Raw genomic sequence first — 21,293 nt, 5'->3', positions numbered from 1 at the left:
CCATGGCTTTGCAGATTCGCGACCTCGATTTCCGCTATGGTGCGACACCGATCCTGCAGGGGCTGGGCACGCAGGCCTTGCCGCGCGGCGAGCTCGCTGCGCTGGTCGGCCCCAACGGCTCCGGCAAGTCGACCCTGTTCCGTTGTGCCGCCGGCCTGCTGCGGGCCGAGCGCGGCACGGTCGCGCTCGACGGCCATGACCTCTCGCAGCTCTCGCAGCGTGAGCGGGCGCGCAAGGTCTTCTATCTCGCGCAGGATACCGGCGCGCGCGTCGCGCTCTCGGTCTTCGACATCATCCTGCTGGCCCGCAAAAGCCTGCATCGCGGCTATGCGCTTGCGGCCTCGCCCGAGGATACCCGCGCCGTCGAGGCGGTGATCGAGGAGCTCGGCTTGGCCCCCTTCGCCTCGCGCGATATCGCCACGCTCTCGGGCGGCCAGCGCCAGCTTGCCGCGATCGGCCAGGCGCTGGTGCGCGAGCCCGACGTGCTCCTGCTCGACGAACCCACCAGTGCCCTCGACGTCCGCCGCCAGCTCGACGTCATGGCGACGATCCGCGAGGCGACGCGCCGGCGCGACATCGTCACGGTTGTCGCGATCCACGATCTCTCGCTCGCGGCGCGCTTCGCCGACCGGGTGCTGGTGATGAATGCCGGGCGCATCGCGCAGGCCGGCGCGCCCGCCGAGGTGCTTGCGCATGAGGCGGTCTCGGAGACATATGCCGTCGGCGTGCATCTGGAGCATTCGGCCCGGGGCACGCTTCTGGTCGAGCCCTATATCCAGGTTCACTGAAGCATTTTCGAGCGAAGTGGGTACCGGTTCGCGTGAAGAAAATGCGAGAAAGCCTCTAAAGCCATGTCCGCTCCCTCAACGCACGACAATTTCACCCTGAAGGAAGAGATCCGCGCCTACTGGTCGGCGCGGGCCGAGAGCTTCGATCTCTCCTTCGGTCACGCGATCAAGTCGGATCGCGAACTGAAGGCCTTCCAGCGCCTGATCGGCGATTCCTTCGGTCGCGAGCCGCTCGACGTGCTCGACCTCGCCTGCGGCACCGGCGAGATCACCCGCGCCTTGCTCTCGCTGAAGCACCGCGTCACCGCGCTCGATTTCTCCGAGGCGATGCTGGAGCGCGCCCGCGCCAAGCACGGCAAGGCCGCGCGCTTCCGCCTCGGCGACGCCGAGCGCCTGCTCGATGAAGACGCGAGCTATGATGCGGCGATCACCCGCCACCTCGTCTGGACCCTGACGGATCCGGAAGCGGCGCTCAGTGAGTGGTTCCGCGTCCTGCGCCCCGGCGGGCGCCTGCTGATCATCGACGGCGACTGGGTCAACCGCACGCGCTGGCAGGCGCTGGTCAATCGCTTCGGCAGCTGGCTGCGCGCGAAGCGCGGCGCGGCCGTCCACCAGATCGACGCCGATACCCATGCCTCGATCACCAGCCGCTTCTACTTCAAGGACGGCTTGAGCCGGCAGCAGCTCGAAGCGATGCTGACGGCAGCCGGCTTCACCGACATCGTCTCGGCCGATTACCATCAGGTCGTGCGCGAGCAGCAGCGCGCTGCGCCCCTGCATGACGCGATCAGGCTGGCCTCGTCGACCCGCTTCGCCCTTCTGGCGCGCAAGCCTGCCGACGCCGCCGTTTCGCGCTAGAAGAAGCGGAGCGCGCCGCTTCTTCAGGCAGTGCGCCGCGACAGGAGCAAGCGATGAACGCCAAGCCGGATTGGGACGCCGCGCAATATCTGCGCTTCGAGGACGAGCGGACCCGCCCGCCCGCCGATCTTCTTGCCCGCGTGCCGCTGAGCGAGCCCAGGCGCTGCATCGATCTCGGCTGCGGCCCCGGCAACAGCACGGAATTGGTCGCCGCACGCTTCCCCGGCGCCATCAATGAGGGCCTCGATTCCTCGCCGGACATGCTGGAGAAGGCGCGCAAGCGCCTGCCGAACCTCTCCTTCGTCCTCGGAGACGTGAACAGCTGGTCGGATGCGGCGGGCTATGACCTGATCTTCGCCAATGCCGTGCTGCAATGGCTGCCCGATCACGCGGCTCTGTTCCCGCGTCTGGCGCGCTCGCTGACATCAGGCGGCTGCCTCGCCGTGCAGATGCCGAACAATCTCCACGAGCCCTCCCATGTCGCGATGCGCGAGGTCGCGGCCGATGGCCCTTGGGCGGAGAAGCTCGCCAATGCCAAGGCCGAGCGCGCCACGATCGGCTCCTTCGGCGACTATCGGCGCTGGCTCGGTGAAGCGGGCTGCCGCGTCGATATCTGGCAGACGACCTATGTCCATGCGCTCGCCAATCGCGAAGCCATCGCCGAATGGTTCAAAAGCACGGGCCTGAAGCCCTATCTCGACCGCCTGTCGGCCGAGGAGCAGCAGGGGTTCATCGCGCGTTATCTCGAGCGCATCGCGCCGCATTACCCCGTCGAGAGCGACGGCAAGGTGCTGCTGCGCTTCCCGCGCCTGTTTATCGTCGCGGTGCGGGAGGGCTGATCAGCCCTTCGCGGCTTCAGCCTTCTTCGCAGCGACATGCTCCTCGTCGGAAGCCCCGGCGCGCCAGTAGCTGACGACGAGGTTCTGGTCGCGCTCCGGCCTGAGCTTGCCGCGAGAGGCCGCCCGGATCGCCTTGAACGTCGCATGCTCGGCGGCAGCCCAGAGATAGGCCGAGGGCCCGTCGGCCGGCCAGTCGATGGTCGCGAAAGCATCCTGCAGCAGCGGCAGGCTGCCCGGCGCGGCGTCCCCGCGATGCAGCCAGGTCAGCGCCATGCCGGCCGGATGGCGCAGGGGCTGTTCCTCGCCGGCATCGGCGACTTCGATGAAGACCTGCCCCTTGGCCTGCGCCGGCAGGTTCTCCAGCATGCGTGCGACGGCGGGCAAACCGGTCTCGTCGGCGAGGAAGACATAGCGTTCGGCCGGTTTGAGGCCGCGCCCGCCCGGTCCCGCCATGCCGATCCGGTCGCCGGGCTTGGCGCGGAAGGCGAAGGCCGAGCCCGGCCCGGCATCCTCATGCAGCACGAAATCGAGGGCGAGCGTGCCGGCAGCGACGTCGATCTCGCGGATCATGTACTTGCGCACCAGCGGCTTGGTTTCGGCTGGCGAGGGCAGCAGCAGGCCGTCATCGCCGACCATCGGCCAGCTCGGCTCGTTCACGCCGACCGGCGGGATGAACAGGCGCACATGCAGCGCGTCGATCTGGTCGTAGCGGGCGAGATTTTCGCCCGTGAACCGAATCCGGGCCATATGCGGCGTGATCCGTTCGACGCCGGTGACGGTCAGGATGCGGAATTCTGGCGGCAGGGCGGGGCCGGTGCCGTCGCCGGTCCAGCGCATCTCCGGCGTGGTGTCCTTCGGGGCGAATTCGATGACATGGCTGGCGATGGCGCGTTTCATCCCGAGCAGCGTGGAGAGGTCCGGCGCCTCGACATGGACATCGAGCGCGGCTGTCGTGAGTTCGATCCGCGCGTGGCTGCCGTCCAGCGCGATGAGCGTCGTGTCGCCCTGTTCCGTGATGACGGCCTCATGCTCGACGAGATGCTCGCAGAGCGGCTTCAGGACGCCCGCCGGGTTGGCGAGCGCGATCCGGGTCGAGGTGGCCAGCATGGTCGTCTCCGTCAGGGCTTGGGCGCCGCCGCGATCCAGAGCGTCCCGTCGAGCGGGATCGCCGAGAAGCGGGCGCCCTCGGCAAGCGTCGCGGCCGGGTCGATATCGGCGAAGCGCTCCGGATGGAGCCATTTCGCGAGGACCTCGATCGCGACGACATGCAGCGGGGTGTCGTTGAACAGGTGCCAGAAGCCGAAGGCGCGGCGCTTCTCGATGGCGCTGAGCATCTTGAGCGAGGGCGTGCCCAGCAGCTTGGCGAAGCTCTCGGCCGCATCGGTCTCGCTGACGCCGAGGCCGAGCACGAGCCCGCCGAGCTTGGCCAGATGCGTGCCACCGGTCGCGATATAGACGTCCGGATCGGCGCCGATGAGCTGTTCCAGCCCGATCTGCCCGGTCGCGCCCGGCAGCATCGCGGCGGCGATGTTGCGCCCGCCCGCGGCCTGGATGAATTCGTTGAACGTGCCTTGTCCGGCCGTCATGCAGCAATCGTAGCCGCCGGCATGGGCATGGATGAAGACGGACGGGCGCTTCGCGTCCGCGACCCGGCTGGCGATCCGCTTCATCCGCTCTTCATAGAAGGCGATCAGCTTTTCCGCCTGCTCTTGCTGCCCGGTGAGGATGCCGAGCGCCCTGAGGCTCGGCACGGTGTCGCGCAGCGGCTCCAGGAAGAAATCGACGACTGCCACGGGAATGCCGGCGGCTTCCAGCTTCTCGACGAGATCGCCGGGGCCGCGGCGCGTTCCGGCGAGCGATTTGCTGACCACGACGAGATCCGGCCCGAGCGCGATCGCCTTTTCCAGCGAAAACCCGGCAGCCGTCCCGCCGTCGCCGACGAGGGGAAGCGCATTGATCGCCGGGAAGCGCGCCCGGTAGCGGGCAAGACCGTCCGGGTTCTGCCGTTCGAGATCGCTGCCCCAGCCGGCGAGGATGCTGACGGGATCGGGATGGATCAGGCCGAGCGCGTTGAGCTGGCGGCCCTGCGCCAGCACGATGCGCTTCGCCGGCGCGGCGAGCCTGACGGTGCGGCCGAGGACATCGGTGGCGACGACCGGCGCGGCGGCCATGGCGGGCAGCACCGGCAGGCTCAAGCCGCCCAGGATCAGCGAGCGTCTGTCGAGCATCATGCTGCCGCCGCCTTGTCCTGGGCCGTGCCGGCGAGCGCGAAGGCCACAGTGCGCGAGAGCATCGATGGGATCACCGAGACATGGTTCTCGCCGGGGAATTCGGTGAAGCTGCAATCGACGCAGCCGGACGCGCTCAGGCGTTCCGCCATCTCGGCGGCATTGTCGCGCATCCGTGCGCGTGCGAGCCGCTCGGCCCGCTGCAGGGTAACGGCGAGGGCGGGCGCCTGCTCATGGCTGCCGATCGTGATCAGAAGCCGCCCGGCAGGGCCGGAGTCGCCACGGCGGAAGGCTTCCTCGCTCGCGAGGATGGCGCGGTCCTGCCACCAGATCGAGGGACTGCCGGCGACATGGGCCTCGAACAGGCCGGGCTGGGTGAACAGTGCATGCAGCACGAACAGCCCGCCATAGGAATGGCCGGCCAGTGCCCGCCGGGCCGGGTCGAGCGGCGCGATCCGTGCGACGGCAGGCAGGATTTCGTCGATGATCACGTCGAGAAAGCGGTCGGCGCCGCCGGGGACGGGCAGGAGGTCGCGCTGGCGCCGCTCCGCATCGAAGGGCCGTTCATCGGGATAGCCGATGCCGATGACGACGGCCGGGCCGACGCCGGTCGCTTCCGGGCGCTGCGCCTGCAGGCGGGCGGCCGTGGCGGCCACCGGGAACAGTGCATGGCCGTCGACCAGCACGAGGCTTGGAAAACCGCGTGCCGGTGCAGGGCCTTCCGGCACGGAGATCAGCAGCCGGTAGCGCGACCCGTCCCGGGCCGCGAAGTCGCACTGCCAGGCCTGCGGCAGCGTGACGGGAGCGAGGCCGATATCGGGAGGGCTGTCCGGCTGCATCGGCGACCTCACCAGCGGTAGGACAGTGTCGCGAGGACCGTGCGGCGCAGGCCGAAGGAGCACTGCGTCGTGCCGTAGCAGCCGGAGATATACTCCTTGTCGAACAGGTTCTGGGCGTTGACCTGCACCTTCCAGCCTTTGAGCGCCGGGCTGGCCGCGGCGAGGTCGTAGCTGATGGCGGCATCGACCAGCGTGTAGGCCGATGTGGAGAAGGTGTTGGCGGGGTCGCCGGCGCCGCTGCCGACATAGCGGACGCCCGCGCCGAGACCGAGGCCCGAGAGCAGGCCCGTCCGGAAGGTGTAATGCCCCCAGAGCGCTGCGGTATGGCGCGGCACGACGGTCGGGCGCTTGTGCAAGTCGACGCCGCTGCTCTTGGTCACCTCGGCATCGGTATAGGTATAGGCCGCGACGAGATCGAGATTGTCGAACACGGTCGCACGGGCCTCGACCTCGATGCCCCGCGCGCGGACCTCGCCGGTCTGGATCTGGAAGGTCGGATGGGCGAGGTCGGTCGTCGGAACGTTGGTCTGAGTCAATTGGTAGACCGAGGCCTGCAGGAAAGCGTTCATGCCCGGCGGCTCGTATTTGAAGCCGGCCTCGAACTGCTCTCCCTCGGTCGGCTTGAACGGCGTCCCAGTGAAGGTCGTGCCCGCCTGCGGATCGAACGAGGTCGAATAGCTGGCATAGGGCGCGAAGCCGTTGTCGAAATTGTACATCAGCGCGACGCGGCCGGTGCGCGCGGTATCGTCCTGCTTGGTCAGCACGCCCGTGTTCATCGCCCGGGTGCGGGCCTCGGCCCGGTCGAAGCGTCCGCCGACGACCAGCGAGAGCCGGTCGAGCTTGATCTGGTCCTGCAGGTAGATGCCGTACTGGGCCGTGGTCTGCTTTGTGCCGGCCAGTGCGGGCAGGGCGAAGGGCAGGCGGCCGTAGACCGGGTTGGTGAAGTCGAGCGTCTGCACCGTGCCGCCGGCGCCGGTAAAGGCGGTGCCGTCGGTCCAGTATCCGTCGACGCCGAACAGCACCTTGTGGGTCAGCGGGCCCGTGCGGAAATCGGCCTGGAGCTGGTTGTCGATGCCGGCGGTGCGCGCCTTCTCGTTCGACATCGTGACGCGGCGGGTCAGCGTCTTCTGGTCGGCCGCGATGCCGCCGACAGCCACCGTCCGGAAGCGCGATTCGAGATCGGAGAGCCGGACGTTCTGGTGGAAGGTGAAGATGTCGTTGAAGCGATGCTCGAAGGCCCAGCCGAGATTGGCCTGGTTGCGGCTGTAGCCCTCGAAACGCGGCTCGCCGGGGAAGAACTCGCTGCGAATGCGGCCGGCGCGGCTCGGCAGGACGGTGCCGACCGCGGGGATGAAGCCGTAGAAGCCGGTCTCAGGGTCGCGCTGGAACGACGCCATCAGCGTGAAGGTCGTCGCGCCGTTCGGCCGATAGGTGACGGAGGGCGCGATGAAGATGCGCTGGTCCTGCGTGTAGTCGACCTGGGTATCGGCCGTCCGGCCGAGGCCGACCACGCGATAGAGCCAGGTCTTCTGCGGATCGATCGGTCCGCCGACATCGAAGGCCATCTCGGCCCGCTGCCTTTCGCCGATGCGGAGCTGGATCTCGCCGTGCTTTTCGTCGCGCGGGCGCTTGCTGACCATGTTGACCAGGCCGCCGGGCTTGACCTGCCCGAACACCACCGAGGACGGGCCACGCAGCACCTCGACCCGCTCCAGACCCCAGGGCTCGAAGGAGGGCACGAGGAAGTTGACGCCGCGCAGGTAGCGCAGGCCGTCGAGATTGTTGACGAAGCCGGCGCCGGTTCCGGCGCCACCGAAGCCGCGGATGAAGACGCTGTCATAGCGGCCGCCCGAGGACAGGCGCGTCTCGCCGAGCACGCCGGCGCTGTAGCGCAGGGCCTGGCTGACCGTGGTCGCGCCCTGGTCGTCCATCTGGTCGCGGGTGACGACCGTGATCGATTGCGGCGTCTCCATGATCGGCGTGTCGGTCTTCGTCGCGGTGTCGCTGCGGCGGGCGACATAGCCGTTGACCGGGCCGCTGGCGCGCTCGCCCTGGACCTCGATGGTGTCGAGGCCGATCGCCGTGCCGGCCTGGGTCGCCCCGGCGCCCTGCGCCAGCGCCGTGCCCGCCCCGCCGACGAGGAGAGCGGCCAGCGCCACACCGGCCCGCCCCATCGCGCGATTGCTGCTGTTGATCCCGGTCATGCCTGTATTCCTGCCCCTGGCGCTTCTGGCGCCGCGTCTCCGGGGTTCTTTCAGGAAGGCTGCCAGGGCGGCAACGCGCTTGGCTTTCGATCGCGGCAGTATTTCTTTCGGTCGCGTTTCGAACGCGTCCAAGCAAGAGCGGGACGGCGGATTCATCGCTGGAATCAGCGCAGCGCGCTGGGCGCGATGCCGAAACGCTTGCGGAACAGCCCGGAGAAATGGGCCGGGCTGTAGCCGACCTGGAAGGCGGCGACGGCGATGCTGGTCTCTCCGCTCGCGATCATCGCATAGGCCTGCTGCAGGCGCTGCTCCTGCAGGTACTCGAAGACGCTGGCGCCGAATTCCGCCCGGAAGGCCGAGGTCAGCTTGGTCGGGTTGAGGCCGCTTTCGCGCGCCAGCTCCGCCAGGCCGGGCGGCTCGCGCAGGGCTTCGAGCAGGCGGTCGCGGGCGGCATGGACCTGCTCGCGCAGGCGCGGGTTGAGCCGGGCCGGGCGGGTGGGGCGCTCGCCGAGCATCCGATCCAGCACAAGCGCGCCGAGCTCCAGCGCCTTGCCGGCAAGATAGAGGGGGCGGAGCGCCTCCCCGACCTGGCATTCCGCCATCTGCAGCGCCAGCGACCGGATCGGAGCATCGGCCGGACGCACCCAGAAACCCGCCCCGTCGGAGCAGGCAAGGCGCGCGGCCTTTGCGACGTCGGGGCCGAATTCACGCGCGACGAAGTCGAAGTCGAACTGTATCAGCGCGCAGCGCAGGGTGCCGTCTGCAAGGCCGGTGCGCTGCTGCATGTGCTCGCCGCCATTGGCGGCGATGAGGATGGCCGGTCCGTCGAGGACGACGGCCGGGCGATCGTCGAGTTCGAGCGCCTGACGCCCTTCGAGCATGACGGCGACCTTCAGCCCCGGCCGCATCGGGCCCACGATCCGCTCGCCCTCCTGGATCAGGAAGGTGCCGGCCGAGAGCGAGAGATTGCGCGAGAACAGCTCCAGGCTCGTGGCCGATCTCTGTGCGGAGCTGGAACCGATATGCATCTCGACCTCTGGAAAGAGGCGAGCCTTATCCGAATCGGGGAGTAAAATCAAATAATATCAATAGTTTAAATGGATTCTAAGGTTGCTGCGGCGAGGCGGTGCAGGCTGATCGCGCCGCAGATTCCTGTCGTCTCAAAGATAGGGCGGTGTGCAGGCGCTGACCACGATGCAGCGTTCCGTCCCGATATTGCGGTAGCGATGCGGAATGCGGCTGTCGAAGAGATAGGCATCGCCCGGCTTGAGCACCCTGATCTGGTCGCCGACCGTGACCTCCAGTTCGCCCGACAGCACCACCCCCCCTTCATGGGAATCGTGCTTGAGCATGGCGATGCCGGTATCGGCGCCGGGATCGTAGGATTCGTGCAGGATCTGCAGGTTATGCGCCTGCGCATCCCCGACCTGGCGGAACGACATCTGTCCCCGGCTCTCGCCGCCATTGACCTGGTGCAGGCGCGAGGTCAGGTCGAGCAGGTCCGGCGCCTCGAAGAAGACCTTGTCGCGCGGCGCTCGCGCCTCGTCAAAAAAATTGACCATGGTCATCGGGATGCCGTCGAGGATCTTGCGCAGCGACGCGACCGACGGGCTGTTGCGATTCTGCTCGATCAGCGAGATCAGGCTATGGGTCACGCCAGAGCGCGCCGCGAGCTCGCGTTGGGAAAGTCCGGCCGCCAGCCTGATTTCCTTCAGCCTTCCGCCGACATCAAAGCTCATGGTCGCTCCGTTTCCCCATTCTGCGCGCCTTGTCTTTCCTGCGCGTCATGCAGGGCCCGCCTGTGCGCGGCCCTTGCCATGTTCAATATTCTGAGCAATGCTGCCGGAAAGCCATAAGAAAATAGTGTCATGGGGAACAGGCGGAGTGGCATAGTTTTAGCGTCAAAAGCACACCGTCCAGACTAAATCCCCCATTCGATACGATAGGGCCGCATGGGCGCGCATTGTCGCGTTCATGGCACGGGAGATGCTTGCCGAAGACTATCGCCTCGCCAATGCCTCGCGGCGAGAATTCAACAGGGAAAGCAGGGTAATCCGGGCGATGACGCAAGCCGAGACCGTTTTGTTGAATGGCCGCATCTTCTGCGGCTTGGCGGAAGGCTTCGCGGAAGCCCTGGCGATCGGCGGAGGCAAGGTGCTGGCTGCGGGTTCGGCCGCCGAGATCGCCGCACTCCAGGGACCGGATACCCAGGTCGTCGATCTCGCCGGCCGCGTCGCCATTCCCGGCCTCAACGACGCGCATATGCATCTGCTGCCGCTCGGTCTCGCCATGAGCGAGGTCAATCTGCGCCCCGAGGAAGGCGTCAACAGCATCGACGAGGTCCTGCGTCGCATCGCCGTGGCGGTCAAGGGCAAGAAGCCCGGCGAATGGGTCACCGGTCGTGGCTACGACCATAACGAACTCACTGAGGCCCGCCACCCGACGGCGGAGGAACTCGACCGCGTTTCGCCCGACAATCCCGTCTATATCAAGCGCACCTGCGGCCATGTCGGCGTCGTCAACAGCCGGGCCATGGCGGCGGCCGGCATCGGCCACAACACGCCGAGCCCCGATGGCGGCCTGATCGAGCGTCGCGACAACAAGCTCACCGGCCTGCTGGCAGAGAGCGCCATGCGCCTGATCGTCCAGGCGATGCCGCGCCCGAGCGCCGCCGAGCTCAAGGCCGCGATCGAGAAGGCCGGGCACTACATGCTGGCGCAGGGCTTCACCAGCGTGATGGATGCCGGCGTCGGCATGGGCGCCGGTATGGCCGAGATCGAGGCCTATGAGGAGGTCGCGCGCGCCGGCACGCTGCCGGTCCGCACCTGGGTCTGCATCTACGGCAACGCCGACGGCATCGGTGACGAGGCCCATGCGGCGGGCTACCGCTTCGGCCGCGAAACCGGCCTTTTGCGCTATGGCGCGATGAAGGTCTTCGGTGACGGTAGTGCCGGCGGCCTGACTGCCGCGATGAGCGAGCCCTACCTCGTCGGCGACCCCGATAATCGCGGCATCTTCATCTATTCCGACGCGGCGATGCACGGCTATCTCCGGCACTACCATGAGCTCGGCTACCAGCTCGCCATCCACGCGATCGGCGATGCCGCCATCGAGCAGGTGCTCTCCGGCATGGAGAAGGCCGACAGCCCCGAGCACCCGATCAAGGGGCGCCGCCACCGCATCGAGCATTGCGGCTTCCTCACCGACGGTCAGCTCGCCCGCATGGCCGCTGCCGGCATCGACCCGGTGCCGCAGCCGGCCTTCATCTACGAATTCGGCGATCTCTACGTGATCAATCTTGGCGAGGAGCGTGCCGGCGCTTCCTATCCGATGCGCAAATGGCTCGATGGCGGCCTGCATGCGGCGGCGAGCTCGGATGCGCCGGTCTGCGCCACCGATCCGTTCAAGAACCTCTTCACCATGGTCACCCGCCAGACCAAGCGCCATACCGAGATCGGCGGTGCCGAGAAGCTGAGCATGGAGGAGGCGGTGCACGCCTATACGCTGCTCGGCGCCTATACCCAGTTCGCCGAGGACAGGGTCGGCCGGCTCGTTCCGGGCCAGCTCGCCGACATCGCCGTGCTCTCGCACGACATCTTCGCGATCCCTGTCGGTGAGGTCGAGAACGACGTGCGTTGCGACCTGACCCTGCTTGGCGGCGCGGTGGTCTTCGACCGCCACGGCCAGCTCGCAGCCGCCGCGCAATAGGGAGGCGCCCTTCATGCTGCGGCATACGCTGCAAAGGCTGCTTCTCGTCCTGCCGGTGCTGTTCGGCGTGCTGCTGATCGGCTTCCTGCTGATGCAAGTGGTGCCGACGGACCCGGCCCAGGTCCGGGCCGGCCCGATGGCGACGCAGGATGTGGTCGAGGCCATTCGCCAGGAGCTTGGGCTCAACCAGCCGCTCTGGAAGCAGTTCGCCATCTATATCGGGCGCCTGGCCCAGGGCGATCTCGGCGTCTCCATCATCAACAATGTCCCGGTCACGCAGGAACTCGGCAACACCATCGGCCCGACGCTCGAATTGATGCTGGCCTCGCTGGTCTGGGCGATCCCGCTCGGCATGTTCCTCGGCACGGTCGGCGCCTATTATCGGGGCTCGCTGATCGACCGCGCGATCATGGCGGTCTCGGTCGCCGGTGTCTCACTGCCGGTCTTCTTCCTCGGCCTCGGGCTGATCTGGCTCTTCGGCTTCTATTATCCGATCCTGCCCTTCACCGGCCGCACCGGCCCGCTCTGGACCTGGGAGGGCATCCAGGGGATCATTCTGCCCGCGATCACGCTCGGCGGCGTCTTCGTCGGCCCGGTCGCCCGCATGACCCGCACCTCGGTGCTCGACGAACTCGGCGCCGACCATGTACGCACCGCCCGTGCCAAGGGCCTCGGTGAGATCACGGTCGTGCTGCGCCACACTCTGCGCAATGCGCTGGTCCCGGTCGTCACGCTGATCGGCCTGCAGATCGGCTTCCTGCTCGGCGGCGCCGTCGTCACCGAAACCGTGTTTTCCTGGCCGGGCATCGGCCGGCTCGCGGTCGGCGCCATCCTGTCCAGCGACCTGCCGATGGCGCAGGGCACGATCATCATGCTCTCGCTCGGCTTCATCCTGGTCAATCTCGCGGTGGACGTCCTCTATGCCGTGCTCGACCCGCGCGTGAGGGGCACCTGATGGGCTCTCCCATGAAGCTCGAACGCGATGCGCTCCAGCCCGGCGCCAAGACGGTCGAAGCTGCCGTCAGCGTTGCCGCCGCCGCGCCCGTCCGCCGGAAGACCGTGTTCCGGATGCTGCTCTCCGATGCAGGCTCCTGCGTCGCGCTGGCGCTCGTCGTCCTCGCCATCCTCTGCGCGGCCTTCGCGCCCTGGCTCGCGCCGACCGACCCCTTCGGCAACGACCTCGCCAACACGCTGAAGCCGCCGGGCGAGATGGGCCTGCTCGGCACCGACGGGCAGGGCCGCAACATGATCACGCGCCTGCTCTTCGGACTGCGCACGAGCTTGCTGATGGGCCTCGCCTCCGTCGTCTTCGGCTGCACGATCGGCGGCATCATCGGCTTCTCCGCCGCCTATTATCCGAAGGCTTCGGGCGTGCTGATGCGGTTCATGGATATCCTGCTGTCCTTCCCCGCGATCCTGTTCGGCCTGGCCATCGCCGCGATCTTCGGGCCGGGCCTGCCGGCGGTGATCATCGCGCTCACGATCGCGACTGTGCCGCTGATGGCGCGCGTGGTCCGCGGGTCGGCGCTGGTCGTGCTGCAGCAGGGCTATATCGAGGCGGCGCGCTCGCTCGGTCTCAGCGATCTGCGCATCATCCTGGGCTATGTCCTGCCGAACTGCCTCTCGGCGATGTTCGTCTTCATCACCCTGCGCTTCGGCCAGGTCATCCTGCTCGGTGCGGCGCTGTCCTTCCTGGGCCTGGGCGCCCAGCCGCCGACGGCGGAGCTTGGAGCCATGGCGGCGGACGGGCGGAACTTCCTGTTCTTCGCGCCGCATGTCTCGGTTCTGCCGAGCCTGGTGATCTTCGCGGTGGTGCTCGCCTTCAACGTGCTCGGCGATTCCCTGCGGGACGCCCTCGATCCGAAGCTGCGCAAATAGCAGCGGATATCAACCAAGAAGCGACAAAGGGGATTTGCTCGATGCTGAAACTGTCAACTCTGCTTCTCGCGGGTGCGGCCGCCGCGGCCTTCGCGGCTGTGCCGGCTGTCGCCCAGCAGAAGGCGCCGCTCACGATCCTGCGCGTCATCGACGCCGACAACTACGATCCGATCCGGACCACCGCGACGGCGGCGGCCGAGGTCATGTACATGCTCGCCGACACGCTGGTGACGGTCGATTTCGACATGAAGACGATCAAGCCCGGCCTCGCCGAGAGCTGGACGATCTCGCCGGATGGCCTGACCTACACCTTCAAGATCCGCAAGGACGTGAAGTTCTGCGACGGTAGGCCGATGACGATCGACGACGTCGTCTATTCACTGAAGCGCTGGATCGACCCGGCCAACAAGTCGCCGGTCTCCTTCCGCGCCGGCCCGGTCAAGGACATCCGTGCCGACGGCGATTCCACGCTGATCTACGAACTGAAAGAGCCCTATAGCGACCTGATGTTCCAGCTCGCGCTCTCCTTCGCCTCGGTGGTCGACAAGGCGACCGTCGAGAAGCTCGGTCCGAATTTCGGCGTGCAGGGCTTCAACGGCACCGGCCCCTATTGCTGGTCGAAATGGACCCCGCGCCAGGAGCTCGTGCTCAAGAAGAACCCGCATTATTCCTGGGGCCCGCCGATCTACAAGGATCCGAAGCCGCAGGTTGACGACATCGTCTGGAAGGTCATTCCCGAGACCAACACGCTGATGGCCGCGATCCAGGCCAAGCAGGCCGACGTGACTTATTACATGCCCTATATCGCGCTCGACACGATGCAGCGTATCCCCGGCATGACGGTGCAGCGGCAGGACAACTACATCTACGACGTCTTCATGGGCTTCAAGGTCGACAAGCCGGTGGTAAAGGACAAGGCGATCCGCGAGGCCGCCAATATGGCGGTCGACAAGGAAGCGATCGCCAAGGCGATCTATTTCGGCAAAGGCAGGAGCCTCCCCTCCCTGCTCAATCCCGCCGTGGTCGACTACGATAAAGATTCGGCCAAGATAATGCCGAAGCACGATCCGAAAGCGGCCGCCAAGCTGCTGGAAGACGCCGGCTGGAAGATGGGCGCCGACGGCATCCGGGAGAAGGATGGCGAGAAGGCGAGCTTCACCGTCTACGGCATCCGCAACAGCGACAACCCGCGCATCTCCGAGGCGATGCAGGCCGATCTGCGAAAAGTCGGCATCGACATGAAGATCCAGCTCTGGGACGCCACCGTCGCCTGGGGCAAGCTGGCGACACAGGAATTCGACGCCTTCCTGATGTCCTATCCTTATGTGACCGCGACGGAGGCGATGAGCCTCTATTTCCGCAGCCAGCAGGCCCCGACCCCGAACCGGATGAACTGGAAGAATCCCAAGACGGACGAACTGCTCAAGGCTGCGTCGATGGCCACCGACGCCGACAAGCGCAAGCAGGCACTGGCCGAGGTCCAGACCCAGCTCACCGAGGCGAATGTCTGGGTGCCGCTGTCTTCGCAGCCGCTCTGGGTCGTCGCGACCGACCGGGTTGAGGGCGTACGTGCCCACGGCCTGTATGGAGCCGGCCTCTACAAGGGGCTCGATCTCAAGCTGAAGCGCTGAGTTTCTTGGGCGCCGCGCGGTGTGAGCCGCGCGGCGCTTTTTCTATGCCTGTGGGAGGAAGGGAAACATCATGACGATCACGGTCATCAAGAATGCCGACATCGTTGTCGCCTGGGATGCCGAGGCCGGCCAGCACGTCTATCTGCATGGTGCCGATGTCGCCTTCGAGGACGGCACGCTGCTTTATGTCGGGCCGCGCTACGAGGGCCAGGCTGACGAGACCGTCGACGGCAGCGGCCGCATGGTCATGCCCGGCCTCGTCAACATCCATTCGCATCCCTCGAGCGAGGCGCTGAACAAGGGCTTCCTCGACGAGCTCGGCTCGCCCGCGCTCTATAATTCCTCGCTCTACGAGTTCATGCCGATCCTGCGGCCCGATGCCGAGGCGGTGCCGGACTGCGTGCAGGTCGCCTATTCGGAACTGCTGCTCTCCGGCGTGACCACGCTCGCCGATCTCTCGGTCGCCCATCCCGGCTGGCTCGATCTCGCCGCCAATAGCGGTCTGCGCGTCTGCGTCTCGCCGATGTTCCGCTCGGCCCGCTGGTACACGAAGAACGGCCATGTCGTCGAATACGAGTGGGACGAGAAGGCTGGCGCCGTGGCCATGGCGACCGCATTCGACGTCATCGAGCAGGCGCAGAAGCATCCGTCAGGCCGTCTCTTCGGCATGGTCTGCCCCGCGCAGATCGACACCTGCAGCGAAGGCCTCATCAAGGACAGCTTTGCCGAAGCCAAGCGCCGTGGCCTGCCCTGGCAGATCCATGCGGCCCAGTCGACGGTCGAGTTCCACGAGATCACCCGCCGTCATGGCGTGACGCCGATCCAGTGGCTGGAGAAGCTCGGCGTGCTCGGCGCGACCAGCATCGTCGGTCACGGCATCTTCCTCGACGACTACCCGCGCGTCGCCTGGCACAGCCGCCGCGATCTTGCGCTGCTGGCCGAGACCGACACGATCGTCGCCCATTGTCCGACGGTCTTCATGCGCCGGGGCATCGCGCTCGACGATTTCGGGCGCTATCGCCGCGCCGGCGTCCGGATCGGCATGGGCACCGACACCTATCCGCACAACATGCTCGAGGAGATGCGCCATGTCGGCTACGTCGCCCGGATGATGGCGGAGAACCCGCGCACGCTCACCACCACCGACATCTTCGAGGCCGCGACCACGGCCGGCGCCGCTGCGCTCGGCCGCGACGATATCGGGCGGCTGGAAGCAGGCTGCAAGGCCGACCTCGTCATGGTCGACCTCAAGCACCCGATGATGCAGCCGCGCCGCGACCCCGTCCGCAGCATGGTCTATGCCGCCGCCGAACGGGCCGTCGACCGCGTCTATGTCGACGGCAGGCTCGTGGTCCGTGACGGCACCGTCCTGACCATGGACTATCCGGCGGCCGCGCTGCGCCTCCACGAAGGCCAGAAGCGGACGGAAGCCGCAGCGCCCGGCAATGACTGGATCAAGCGCCCGGTTACTGATTATTCGCCGCTGACCTTCCCGGTGAAGTGAGTCTGGGGCACCGGCCAATTCCGTGATGTGCCCAACCCGGGGCGCATCGCTGCATCGTGAGACCCTGCGTCACGGCGCCCGCTTCCGGGCGGCGTGATCTGGCGATAGGTTGGCCTCATGTCGCAGGCAGACGAGACAACGCAGAAGGAGGCCGGCTCTTCGAGCCGTCTCGGCCTCATGCTGATCGGCGGAGGCTTCTTCGCCCTGTTCCTCACCGGCCTGCTGCTCTGGTGGCGCGAGGGAGACCGGCTCTTCACCGACGGCCTGATCGCCGCCATCGTCGCTTGCTTCTAGCGGCTGCGGCCGCCTGCCCGGGAAGTCTTTCGTGAACCGCCGACTCGTTCTCCCCCTCGTCGTCTTCCTCGTCGGCGCGCTCGCGCTGGCTGCGGCCGCGATCCTGACCTTCTCGCCGGGCCGCCAGGGCAGTGGCAGCGGCACGGCCAGCGTCGGCGGCCCGTTCACGCTGACGACGCAGGAGGGCAAGCCGCTCTCCGACACCGACCTGAAGGGCTCGCCCTTCCTGGTCTTCTTCGGTTTCACCCATTGCCCCGACATCTGCCCGACCAAGCTTTTCGAGATATCGGAAGCACTGCGGGCGGCCGGTGACGGCGCCAAGGCGAAGGGGCTCAAGGCCCTGTTCATCACGGTCGATCCCGAGCGCGACACGCCGGACGCGATGAAGAGCTATCTCGGCTCCTTCGATCCCCGCATCGTCGGGCTGAGCGGCGATCGTCCCGCCATCGATGCCGTGATCAAGGCCTATCGCGCCTATGCCAAGAAGGTGCCGCTCAAGGATGGCGACTACACGATGGACCATACCGCCCTGGTCTATCTGATGGGCAAGGACGGCAGTTTCGTCGGTGCCTTCAATATCGAGCAGCCTCCGGCGCAGGCGGCGGCGGAATGGCTGCGTCACTCCTGATTGGCTTCGATGGGCGCCGGTCGGTGCGCCAGCCCGTGCTCCGTCTTGTTCCAGGCGAAACGTTGGTTGAAATACTCGTAGAGCGCCATCCAGGCCGCCGCCGAGACCAGCGCGTAATAGAGCGGCAGCAGCGGCACGAGCAGCAATAGGCCCGGAGCGCCCCGGCGCAGGGCGCCGACGATCGGCGGCATGAACAGCGCGACGCTGCCCAGAATCCAGATGCCGAGCGCGATGGTCGAAGTCAGGGTGGCGACGGTGCCCACCGGCTCGAACAGGGAGCCGTCCCAATAGGCGATCAGCGCGGCGACGGCGAAGGCGGGATAGCCGAGCGCCGTGGCGACGGTGCCGAAGACCAGCGACAGGAAGGCGAAGGTCGCAGCCATCCCGGCTTCGCGCATCAGGCGCAAAGGGGCGCGGGAATGCGTCACCAGCGTCTGGATATAGCCCTTGATCCAGCGCGAGCGCTGCTTGAGCCAGGCCGGGATGGTGATGGGCGCCTCCTCGCGGGTGTTCGAGGGCAGGTCGCCGATGCGGTAGCCGGCGCGCACCAGCCTGAAGCCGAGATCGGCGTCCTCCGTCACGTTCCAGGCATCCCAGCCGCCGACCGCGCGCAGCGCCTCGGTGCGGAAATGGTTCGAGGTCCCACCCAGCATGATCGGCAACCGGAATTGCAGCAGGCCGGGATTGAGCACATCGAACAACCCCGCATATTCCAGCGCGAACAGGGCGGGAAGCACGCCTTCCTCGGCATGGTCGATCACGAGTCTGGCCTGCAGGCAGCCGAGCTCCTGCGGACCACCGAGGAAGCGCGCCGCCGCCATGCGCAGTTGCTGCGGATCGGGAATGTCCTCGGCGTCGAAGATCGTGAAGAACGTGCCGCGTGCCTCGAGCAGCGCCAGGTTGAGCGCACGCGGCTTGGTGCGCGGAAAGCCCGGCGGAACGACCGTCACGGAAAAATGCGGCGGCAGCGCCATCCGCGCCAGCGTGCTGCGCATCCCGATATCGTCGGCTTCGATCATCAGGCGGATATCGAGCTTGGCCGGGGGATAGTCGAGGGCGCCGAGCGCATCCGTCAATTGCCGGAGCACAGGGAGCTCGCGGTAGAGCGGTACCGCGACGGTGTAGGCGGGCAGGCGGGATTCGTCGATCCGCCAGCGATGGCTGTGCCAGAGATCGGGCGCCGAGCGTTCGATCGCCGCCGCAAGACGCAGCAGGATGAGCCCGAGGAAGAACGGGCCGAGCAGGAGCGCAAGCGCGAAGAAGGTTTGGAGCGGGGCGAAGACGCCGCCGAGTGCGGCAGCGGCGACACCGCCGCCGGCTGCGATCACCTGGCCGCGGCTGGCGCCGGTGCGGGCGCTCTCCCGCGCGAGACCGGCAGGGTCGAGCCCGGCCGTATGCTCCGCCAGGGTCTCGGCATTGCTCTGGCGCAGGGCTCCGGCGAAGCGGCGCGGTGTCGTCACCGCGATATCGCCGCGATGGCGCGGCCCGGCTTCGAGCATCCGCCGCAGCGCCGGGCCCTCGGGCGCGAGGATGAAGCGAAAGCGCCTGTCGTCGACGGTCGGCGCGATGCCTTGCCGCAGGATCGCATCATGCCCGCCGCCGGGTCGCAGGGGCGGCGGCTGCGGCAGGAAGGCGAGGCCCAGCTCGGCCGCGAGCGCGCGATAAAGCTCGGCTTCGCCGATCAGACCGAGCGCGATCGCTTCGCGGGCGGGCTCGCTGCGGTTGCGGCGGGATGTTTCGGCCGCACGCGCGAGAAGCGAGGGCGCCAGGCCATGCCGCGTCAGGAAGGCGAGTTCGATCGGCAGGCCGGCTGAGGCCGACCCGCGCCCGATCGGACGGTCGTCGTTACCGCTGCCCCCCATTGGCCCCGGTCCCGCTCCACGCGACGATGCCCGGCGCGGAGGCGCCGGAAGCAACCCATGGTTGCTGCTATGGAGCAGAGAGTCGAGAGCCGCGTGCCTGGAACTTTAGGTGTCCATGCGAGCGTCAGCGCGCCGCCAGGATCTCCGCGACCTGCGGGATGTCCTTGTCGCCGCGGCCGGAGAGATTGACCACCATCAGATGGTCCTTCGGCTTCTGCGGGGCGAGCTCGGCGACGCGGGCGAGCGCATGCGCGCTTTCCAGCGCCGGGATAATCCCTTCCAACTTTGAGATGAGCTGGAACGCCTCCAGCGCCTCCTCGTCGGTGGCCGAGAGATAGGTCGCCCGGCCGACATCGTGCAGCCAGGAATGCTCCGGGCCGATGCCGGGATAGTCGAGCCCGGCCGAGATCGAATGGGCGTCCTTGATCTGGCCGTCGTCGTCCATCAGCAGGAAGGTGCGGTTGCCGTGCAGCACGCCGGGGCGTCCGCCGGTCAGCGAGGCCGCATGCTGGCCGCTCGGGATGCCGTGGCCGGCGGCCTCGACGCCGTAGATCTCGACGGATGCGTCGTCGAGGAAGGGATGGAACAGCCCCATCGCGTTCGAGCCGCCGCCGATGCAGGCGATCAGCGAATCGGGAAGGCGGCCTTCGGCCTCCTGCATCTGCTCGCGGGTTTCCTTGCCGATGATCGACTGGAAGTCGCGCACCATCGCCGGATAGGGATGCGGGCCGGCGACCGTGCCGATGCAGTAGAAGGTCGTCGCGACATTGGTCACCCAGTCGCGCAGGGCCTCGTTCATCGCATCCTTCAGCGTCTTGGTGCCGGATTCGACCGGGACGACGGTGGCGCCGAGCATCTGCATGCGGAAGACGTTGGGCGCCTGCCGGGCGACGTCGACCGCGCCCATGTAGACGATGCACTCCAGCCCGTAGCGGGCGCAGAGCGTCGCGGTGGCGACGCCGTGCTGGCCGGCGCCGGTCTCGGCGATGATGCGCTTCTTGCCCATGCGCCGTGCCAGCAGGATCTGGCCGAGCACGTTGTTCACCTTGTGGGAGCCGGTATGGTTCAGCTCCTCGCGCTTCAGGTAGACCTTGGCGCCGCCGAAATGGTCTGTCAGCCGCTCGGCGAGATAGAGCGGCGAGGGCCGGCCGACATAATGCTTCAGCCCGGCGGTCATCTCGGCGTGATAGGCCGGGTCGGCCTTGGCCGCGTTATAGGCCTCCTCCAACTCCAGGATCAGCGGCATCAGCGTTTCCGCGACGAAGCGGCCGCCGAACAGGCCGAAGCGGCCGTTCTCGTCGGGGCCGTTGCGATAGCTGTTCGGGGTCGAGGGGGCGTTCATGCCGTCAAACCTTCTTGCAGTGCCGCCGCGGCCTTGCGGGCCGATGCGATGAATTTCGCGATCCGGTCGGGATCCTTGATCCCCGGCGCACTTTCGACGCCCGAGGAGACATCGACGCCCGCCGGCCGGGTTATGCCGATGGCATGAGCGACATTGGCCGGATCGAGCCCGCCCGATAGCATGAAGCGCTGGGAAGGGTCGAGGCCGGCGAGCAGCGCCCAGTCGAAGGGCTTGCCATGCCCGCCGGGGAAGGCCGCGTCCTTCGGCGGCTTGGCGTCGAGCAGGATGAGATCGGCGGCATCGCGATAACCGGCGACGGCCTTCAGGTCTTCCGCCGTGGCGATGCCGAGCGCCTTCATCACCGGCCGGCCGACGGCGCGGCGCAGCGCGGCGGTCTGTTCGAGCGTCTCGCGACCGTGGAACTGGAACCACTCGGGCTTCAGCGCCTCGGCGAGCTCCGCTGCCTGCCCTTCGCTCCAGTCGACGACGAGCGCGACGATTTCCGTCTTGCCGCGGGCGATCGCCGCCAGTTCTTTCGCGCGCTCCAGCGTGACGTAGCGCGGACTTTTCGGATGGAAGTTGAGCCCGATCATGTCGGCGCCGGCCGCGAGCGCAGCCTCCAGCGTCTCGGGCGTCGAGAGACCGCAGATCTTGATCAGGAAGGGCGAACCATTGGACATGGCCCGGCGT

Annotated in this window: 19 protein-coding genes; 10 read left to right on the top strand and 9 right to left on the bottom strand. The window is 67.5% G+C overall.

Going from position 1 to position 21,293, the window contains the following annotated elements; genetic code table 11:
* Positions 1-2: 2 nt before the first annotated feature.
* From AC1RLU_RS21345 to tam, 3 genes are all read left to right on the top strand, one after another.
* The gene (locus AC1RLU_RS21345) at positions 3-788 is read left to right on the top strand and encodes an ABC transporter ATP-binding protein (protein ID WP_061970902.1); all 786 of its coding nucleotides are present in this window, start codon (positions 3-5) and stop codon (positions 786-788) included.
* 63 nt (positions 789-851) lie between these two features.
* Positions 852-1,646: a class I SAM-dependent methyltransferase gene (locus tag AC1RLU_RS21340; RefSeq protein WP_492798064.1), complete on the top strand. Its 795-nt coding sequence runs from the start codon at positions 852-854 to the stop codon at positions 1,644-1,646.
* A 53-nt stretch (positions 1,647-1,699) separates the two neighbouring features.
* Positions 1,700-2,485 carry a trans-aconitate 2-methyltransferase gene (gene tam, locus AC1RLU_RS21335; RefSeq protein ID WP_492798062.1) on the top strand — a complete coding sequence of 262 codons (786 nt, stop codon included), beginning with the start codon at positions 1,700-1,702 and terminating at the stop codon, positions 2,483-2,485.
* Here tam and AC1RLU_RS21330 read toward each other — a convergent pair whose 3' ends face one another.
* From AC1RLU_RS21330 to AC1RLU_RS21305, 6 genes are all read right to left on the bottom strand, one after another.
* Complete coding sequence (locus tag AC1RLU_RS21330) at positions 2,486-3,592, bottom strand: DUF2218 domain-containing protein (protein ID WP_492798060.1); 1,107 nt, start codon at positions 3,590-3,592, stop codon at positions 2,486-2,488.
* Between the two features lie 11 nt (positions 3,593-3,603).
* Positions 3,604-4,716 (bottom strand): ABC transporter substrate-binding protein, encoded by a 1,113-nt coding sequence (locus AC1RLU_RS21325; RefSeq protein WP_492798058.1) that lies wholly within the window; start codon positions 4,714-4,716, stop codon positions 3,604-3,606.
* Positions 4,713-5,552 carry an alpha/beta hydrolase gene (locus AC1RLU_RS21320; RefSeq protein ID WP_492798056.1) on the bottom strand — a complete coding sequence of 280 codons (840 nt, stop codon included), beginning with the start codon at positions 5,550-5,552 and terminating at the stop codon, positions 4,713-4,715. The genes AC1RLU_RS21325 and AC1RLU_RS21320 overlap by 4 nt, the downstream gene beginning before the upstream one ends.
* A gap of 8 nt (positions 5,553-5,560) precedes the next feature.
* A complete protein-coding gene (locus tag AC1RLU_RS21315; protein ID WP_492798054.1) occupies positions 5,561-7,756 on the bottom strand; it encodes a TonB-dependent siderophore receptor in 2,196 nt (731 codons plus the stop codon).
* Between the two features lie 164 nt (positions 7,757-7,920).
* Positions 7,921-8,784, bottom strand: a complete 864-nt coding sequence (locus AC1RLU_RS21310) for a helix-turn-helix transcriptional regulator (RefSeq protein ID WP_142114307.1) — start codon at positions 8,782-8,784, stop codon at positions 7,921-7,923.
* A 132-nt stretch (positions 8,785-8,916) separates the two neighbouring features.
* Positions 8,917-9,495 carry a cupin domain-containing protein gene (locus tag AC1RLU_RS21305; RefSeq protein ID WP_061970888.1) on the bottom strand — a complete coding sequence of 193 codons (579 nt, stop codon included), beginning with the start codon at positions 9,493-9,495 and terminating at the stop codon, positions 8,917-8,919.
* Between the two features lie 322 nt (positions 9,496-9,817).
* On the opposite strand from AC1RLU_RS21305, the gene AC1RLU_RS21300 reads away from it, so the two are divergent.
* From AC1RLU_RS21300 to AC1RLU_RS21270, 7 genes are all read left to right on the top strand, one after another.
* Entirely contained in the window at positions 9,818-11,464 is a 1,647-nt protein-coding gene (locus tag AC1RLU_RS21300) for an amidohydrolase (protein WP_492798052.1), read from the top strand.
* Between the two features lie 13 nt (positions 11,465-11,477).
* Complete coding sequence (locus AC1RLU_RS21295; protein WP_142114309.1) at positions 11,478-12,419, top strand: ABC transporter permease; 942 nt, start codon at positions 11,478-11,480, stop codon at positions 12,417-12,419.
* Between the two features lie 11 nt (positions 12,420-12,430).
* Positions 12,431-13,342: an ABC transporter permease gene (locus AC1RLU_RS21290; protein WP_061970886.1), complete on the top strand. Its 912-nt coding sequence runs from the start codon at positions 12,431-12,433 to the stop codon at positions 13,340-13,342.
* A 41-nt stretch (positions 13,343-13,383) separates the two neighbouring features.
* Entirely contained in the window at positions 13,384-14,973 is a 1,590-nt protein-coding gene (locus AC1RLU_RS21285; protein ID WP_492798049.1) for an ABC transporter substrate-binding protein, read from the top strand.
* Positions 14,974-15,043: 70 nt separating this feature from the next.
* Positions 15,044-16,477, top strand: a complete 1,434-nt coding sequence (locus AC1RLU_RS21280; RefSeq protein ID WP_492798048.1) for an amidohydrolase family protein — start codon at positions 15,044-15,046, stop codon at positions 16,475-16,477.
* Between the two features lie 117 nt (positions 16,478-16,594).
* Positions 16,595-16,771: a hypothetical protein gene (locus tag AC1RLU_RS21275; RefSeq protein WP_156407196.1), complete on the top strand. Its 177-nt coding sequence runs from the start codon at positions 16,595-16,597 to the stop codon at positions 16,769-16,771.
* Positions 16,772-16,802: 31 nt separating this feature from the next.
* Positions 16,803-17,399, top strand: a complete 597-nt coding sequence (locus AC1RLU_RS21270) for an SCO family protein (RefSeq protein ID WP_492798047.1) — start codon at positions 16,803-16,805, stop codon at positions 17,397-17,399.
* On the opposite strand, the gene AC1RLU_RS21265 is transcribed toward AC1RLU_RS21270, so the two are convergent.
* The 3 genes from AC1RLU_RS21265 to AC1RLU_RS21255 all read right to left on the bottom strand — a co-directional run bounded on the left by AC1RLU_RS21265 (position 17,390) and on the right by AC1RLU_RS21255 (position 21,283).
* Positions 17,390-19,261 (bottom strand): glycosyltransferase family 2 protein, encoded by a 1,872-nt coding sequence (locus AC1RLU_RS21265; protein WP_492798046.1) that lies wholly within the window; start codon positions 19,259-19,261, stop codon positions 17,390-17,392. The genes AC1RLU_RS21270 and AC1RLU_RS21265 overlap by 10 nt on opposite strands.
* Positions 19,262-19,385: 124 nt before the next feature.
* A complete protein-coding gene (gene trpB / locus AC1RLU_RS21260; protein ID WP_142114314.1) occupies positions 19,386-20,603 on the bottom strand; it encodes a tryptophan synthase subunit beta in 1,218 nt (405 codons plus the stop codon).
* The gene (locus AC1RLU_RS21255; protein WP_492798044.1) at positions 20,600-21,283 is read right to left on the bottom strand and encodes a phosphoribosylanthranilate isomerase; all 684 of its coding nucleotides are present in this window, start codon (positions 21,281-21,283) and stop codon (positions 20,600-20,602) included. The genes trpB and AC1RLU_RS21255 overlap by 4 nt, the downstream gene beginning before the upstream one ends.
* Positions 21,284-21,293: the final 10 nt, after the last annotated feature.

The sequence above is a fragment of the Allobosea sp. GW822-FHT05A11 genome (assembly GCF_058800455.1).
The sequence above is the reverse complement of the archived record's forward strand: the minus strand, read 5'-3'. Positions and strand labels throughout refer to the sequence as shown.

Coding starts and splice junctions, on each gene's coding strand:
- AC1RLU_RS21345 (WP_061970902.1), top strand. CDS start 3: ATGGCTTTGCAGATTCGCGACCTCGATTTCCGCTATGGTGCGACACCG.
- AC1RLU_RS21340 (WP_492798064.1), top strand. CDS start 852: ATGTCCGCTCCCTCAACGCACGACAATTTCACCCTGAAGGAAGAGATC.
- tam (WP_492798062.1), top strand. CDS start 1,700: ATGAACGCCAAGCCGGATTGGGACGCCGCGCAATATCTGCGCTTCGAG.
- AC1RLU_RS21330 (WP_492798060.1), bottom strand. CDS start 3,592: ATGCTGGCCACCTCGACCCGGATCGCGCTCGCCAACCCGGCGGGCGTC.
- AC1RLU_RS21325 (WP_492798058.1), bottom strand. CDS start 4,716: ATGATGCTCGACAGACGCTCGCTGATCCTGGGCGGCTTGAGCCTGCCG.
- AC1RLU_RS21320 (WP_492798056.1), bottom strand. CDS start 5,552: ATGCAGCCGGACAGCCCTCCCGATATCGGCCTCGCTCCCGTCACGCTG.
- AC1RLU_RS21315 (WP_492798054.1), bottom strand. CDS start 7,756: ATGACCGGGATCAACAGCAGCAATCGCGCGATGGGGCGGGCCGGTGTG.
- AC1RLU_RS21310 (WP_142114307.1), bottom strand. CDS start 8,784: ATGCATATCGGTTCCAGCTCCGCACAGAGATCGGCCACGAGCCTGGAG.
- AC1RLU_RS21305 (WP_061970888.1), bottom strand. CDS start 9,495: ATGAGCTTTGATGTCGGCGGAAGGCTGAAGGAAATCAGGCTGGCGGCC.
- AC1RLU_RS21300 (WP_492798052.1), top strand. CDS start 9,818: ATGACGCAAGCCGAGACCGTTTTGTTGAATGGCCGCATCTTCTGCGGC.
- AC1RLU_RS21295 (WP_142114309.1), top strand. CDS start 11,478: ATGCTGCGGCATACGCTGCAAAGGCTGCTTCTCGTCCTGCCGGTGCTG.
- AC1RLU_RS21290 (WP_061970886.1), top strand. CDS start 12,431: ATGAAGCTCGAACGCGATGCGCTCCAGCCCGGCGCCAAGACGGTCGAA.
- AC1RLU_RS21285 (WP_492798049.1), top strand. CDS start 13,384: ATGCTGAAACTGTCAACTCTGCTTCTCGCGGGTGCGGCCGCCGCGGCC.
- AC1RLU_RS21280 (WP_492798048.1), top strand. CDS start 15,044: ATGACGATCACGGTCATCAAGAATGCCGACATCGTTGTCGCCTGGGAT.
- AC1RLU_RS21275 (WP_156407196.1), top strand. CDS start 16,595: ATGTCGCAGGCAGACGAGACAACGCAGAAGGAGGCCGGCTCTTCGAGC.
- AC1RLU_RS21265 (WP_492798046.1), bottom strand. CDS start 19,261: ATGGGGGGCAGCGGTAACGACGACCGTCCGATCGGGCGCGGGTCGGCC.
- trpB (WP_142114314.1), bottom strand. CDS start 20,603: ATGAACGCCCCCTCGACCCCGAACAGCTATCGCAACGGCCCCGACGAG.
- AC1RLU_RS21255 (WP_492798044.1), bottom strand. CDS start 21,283: ATGTCCAATGGTTCGCCCTTCCTGATCAAGATCTGCGGTCTCTCGACG.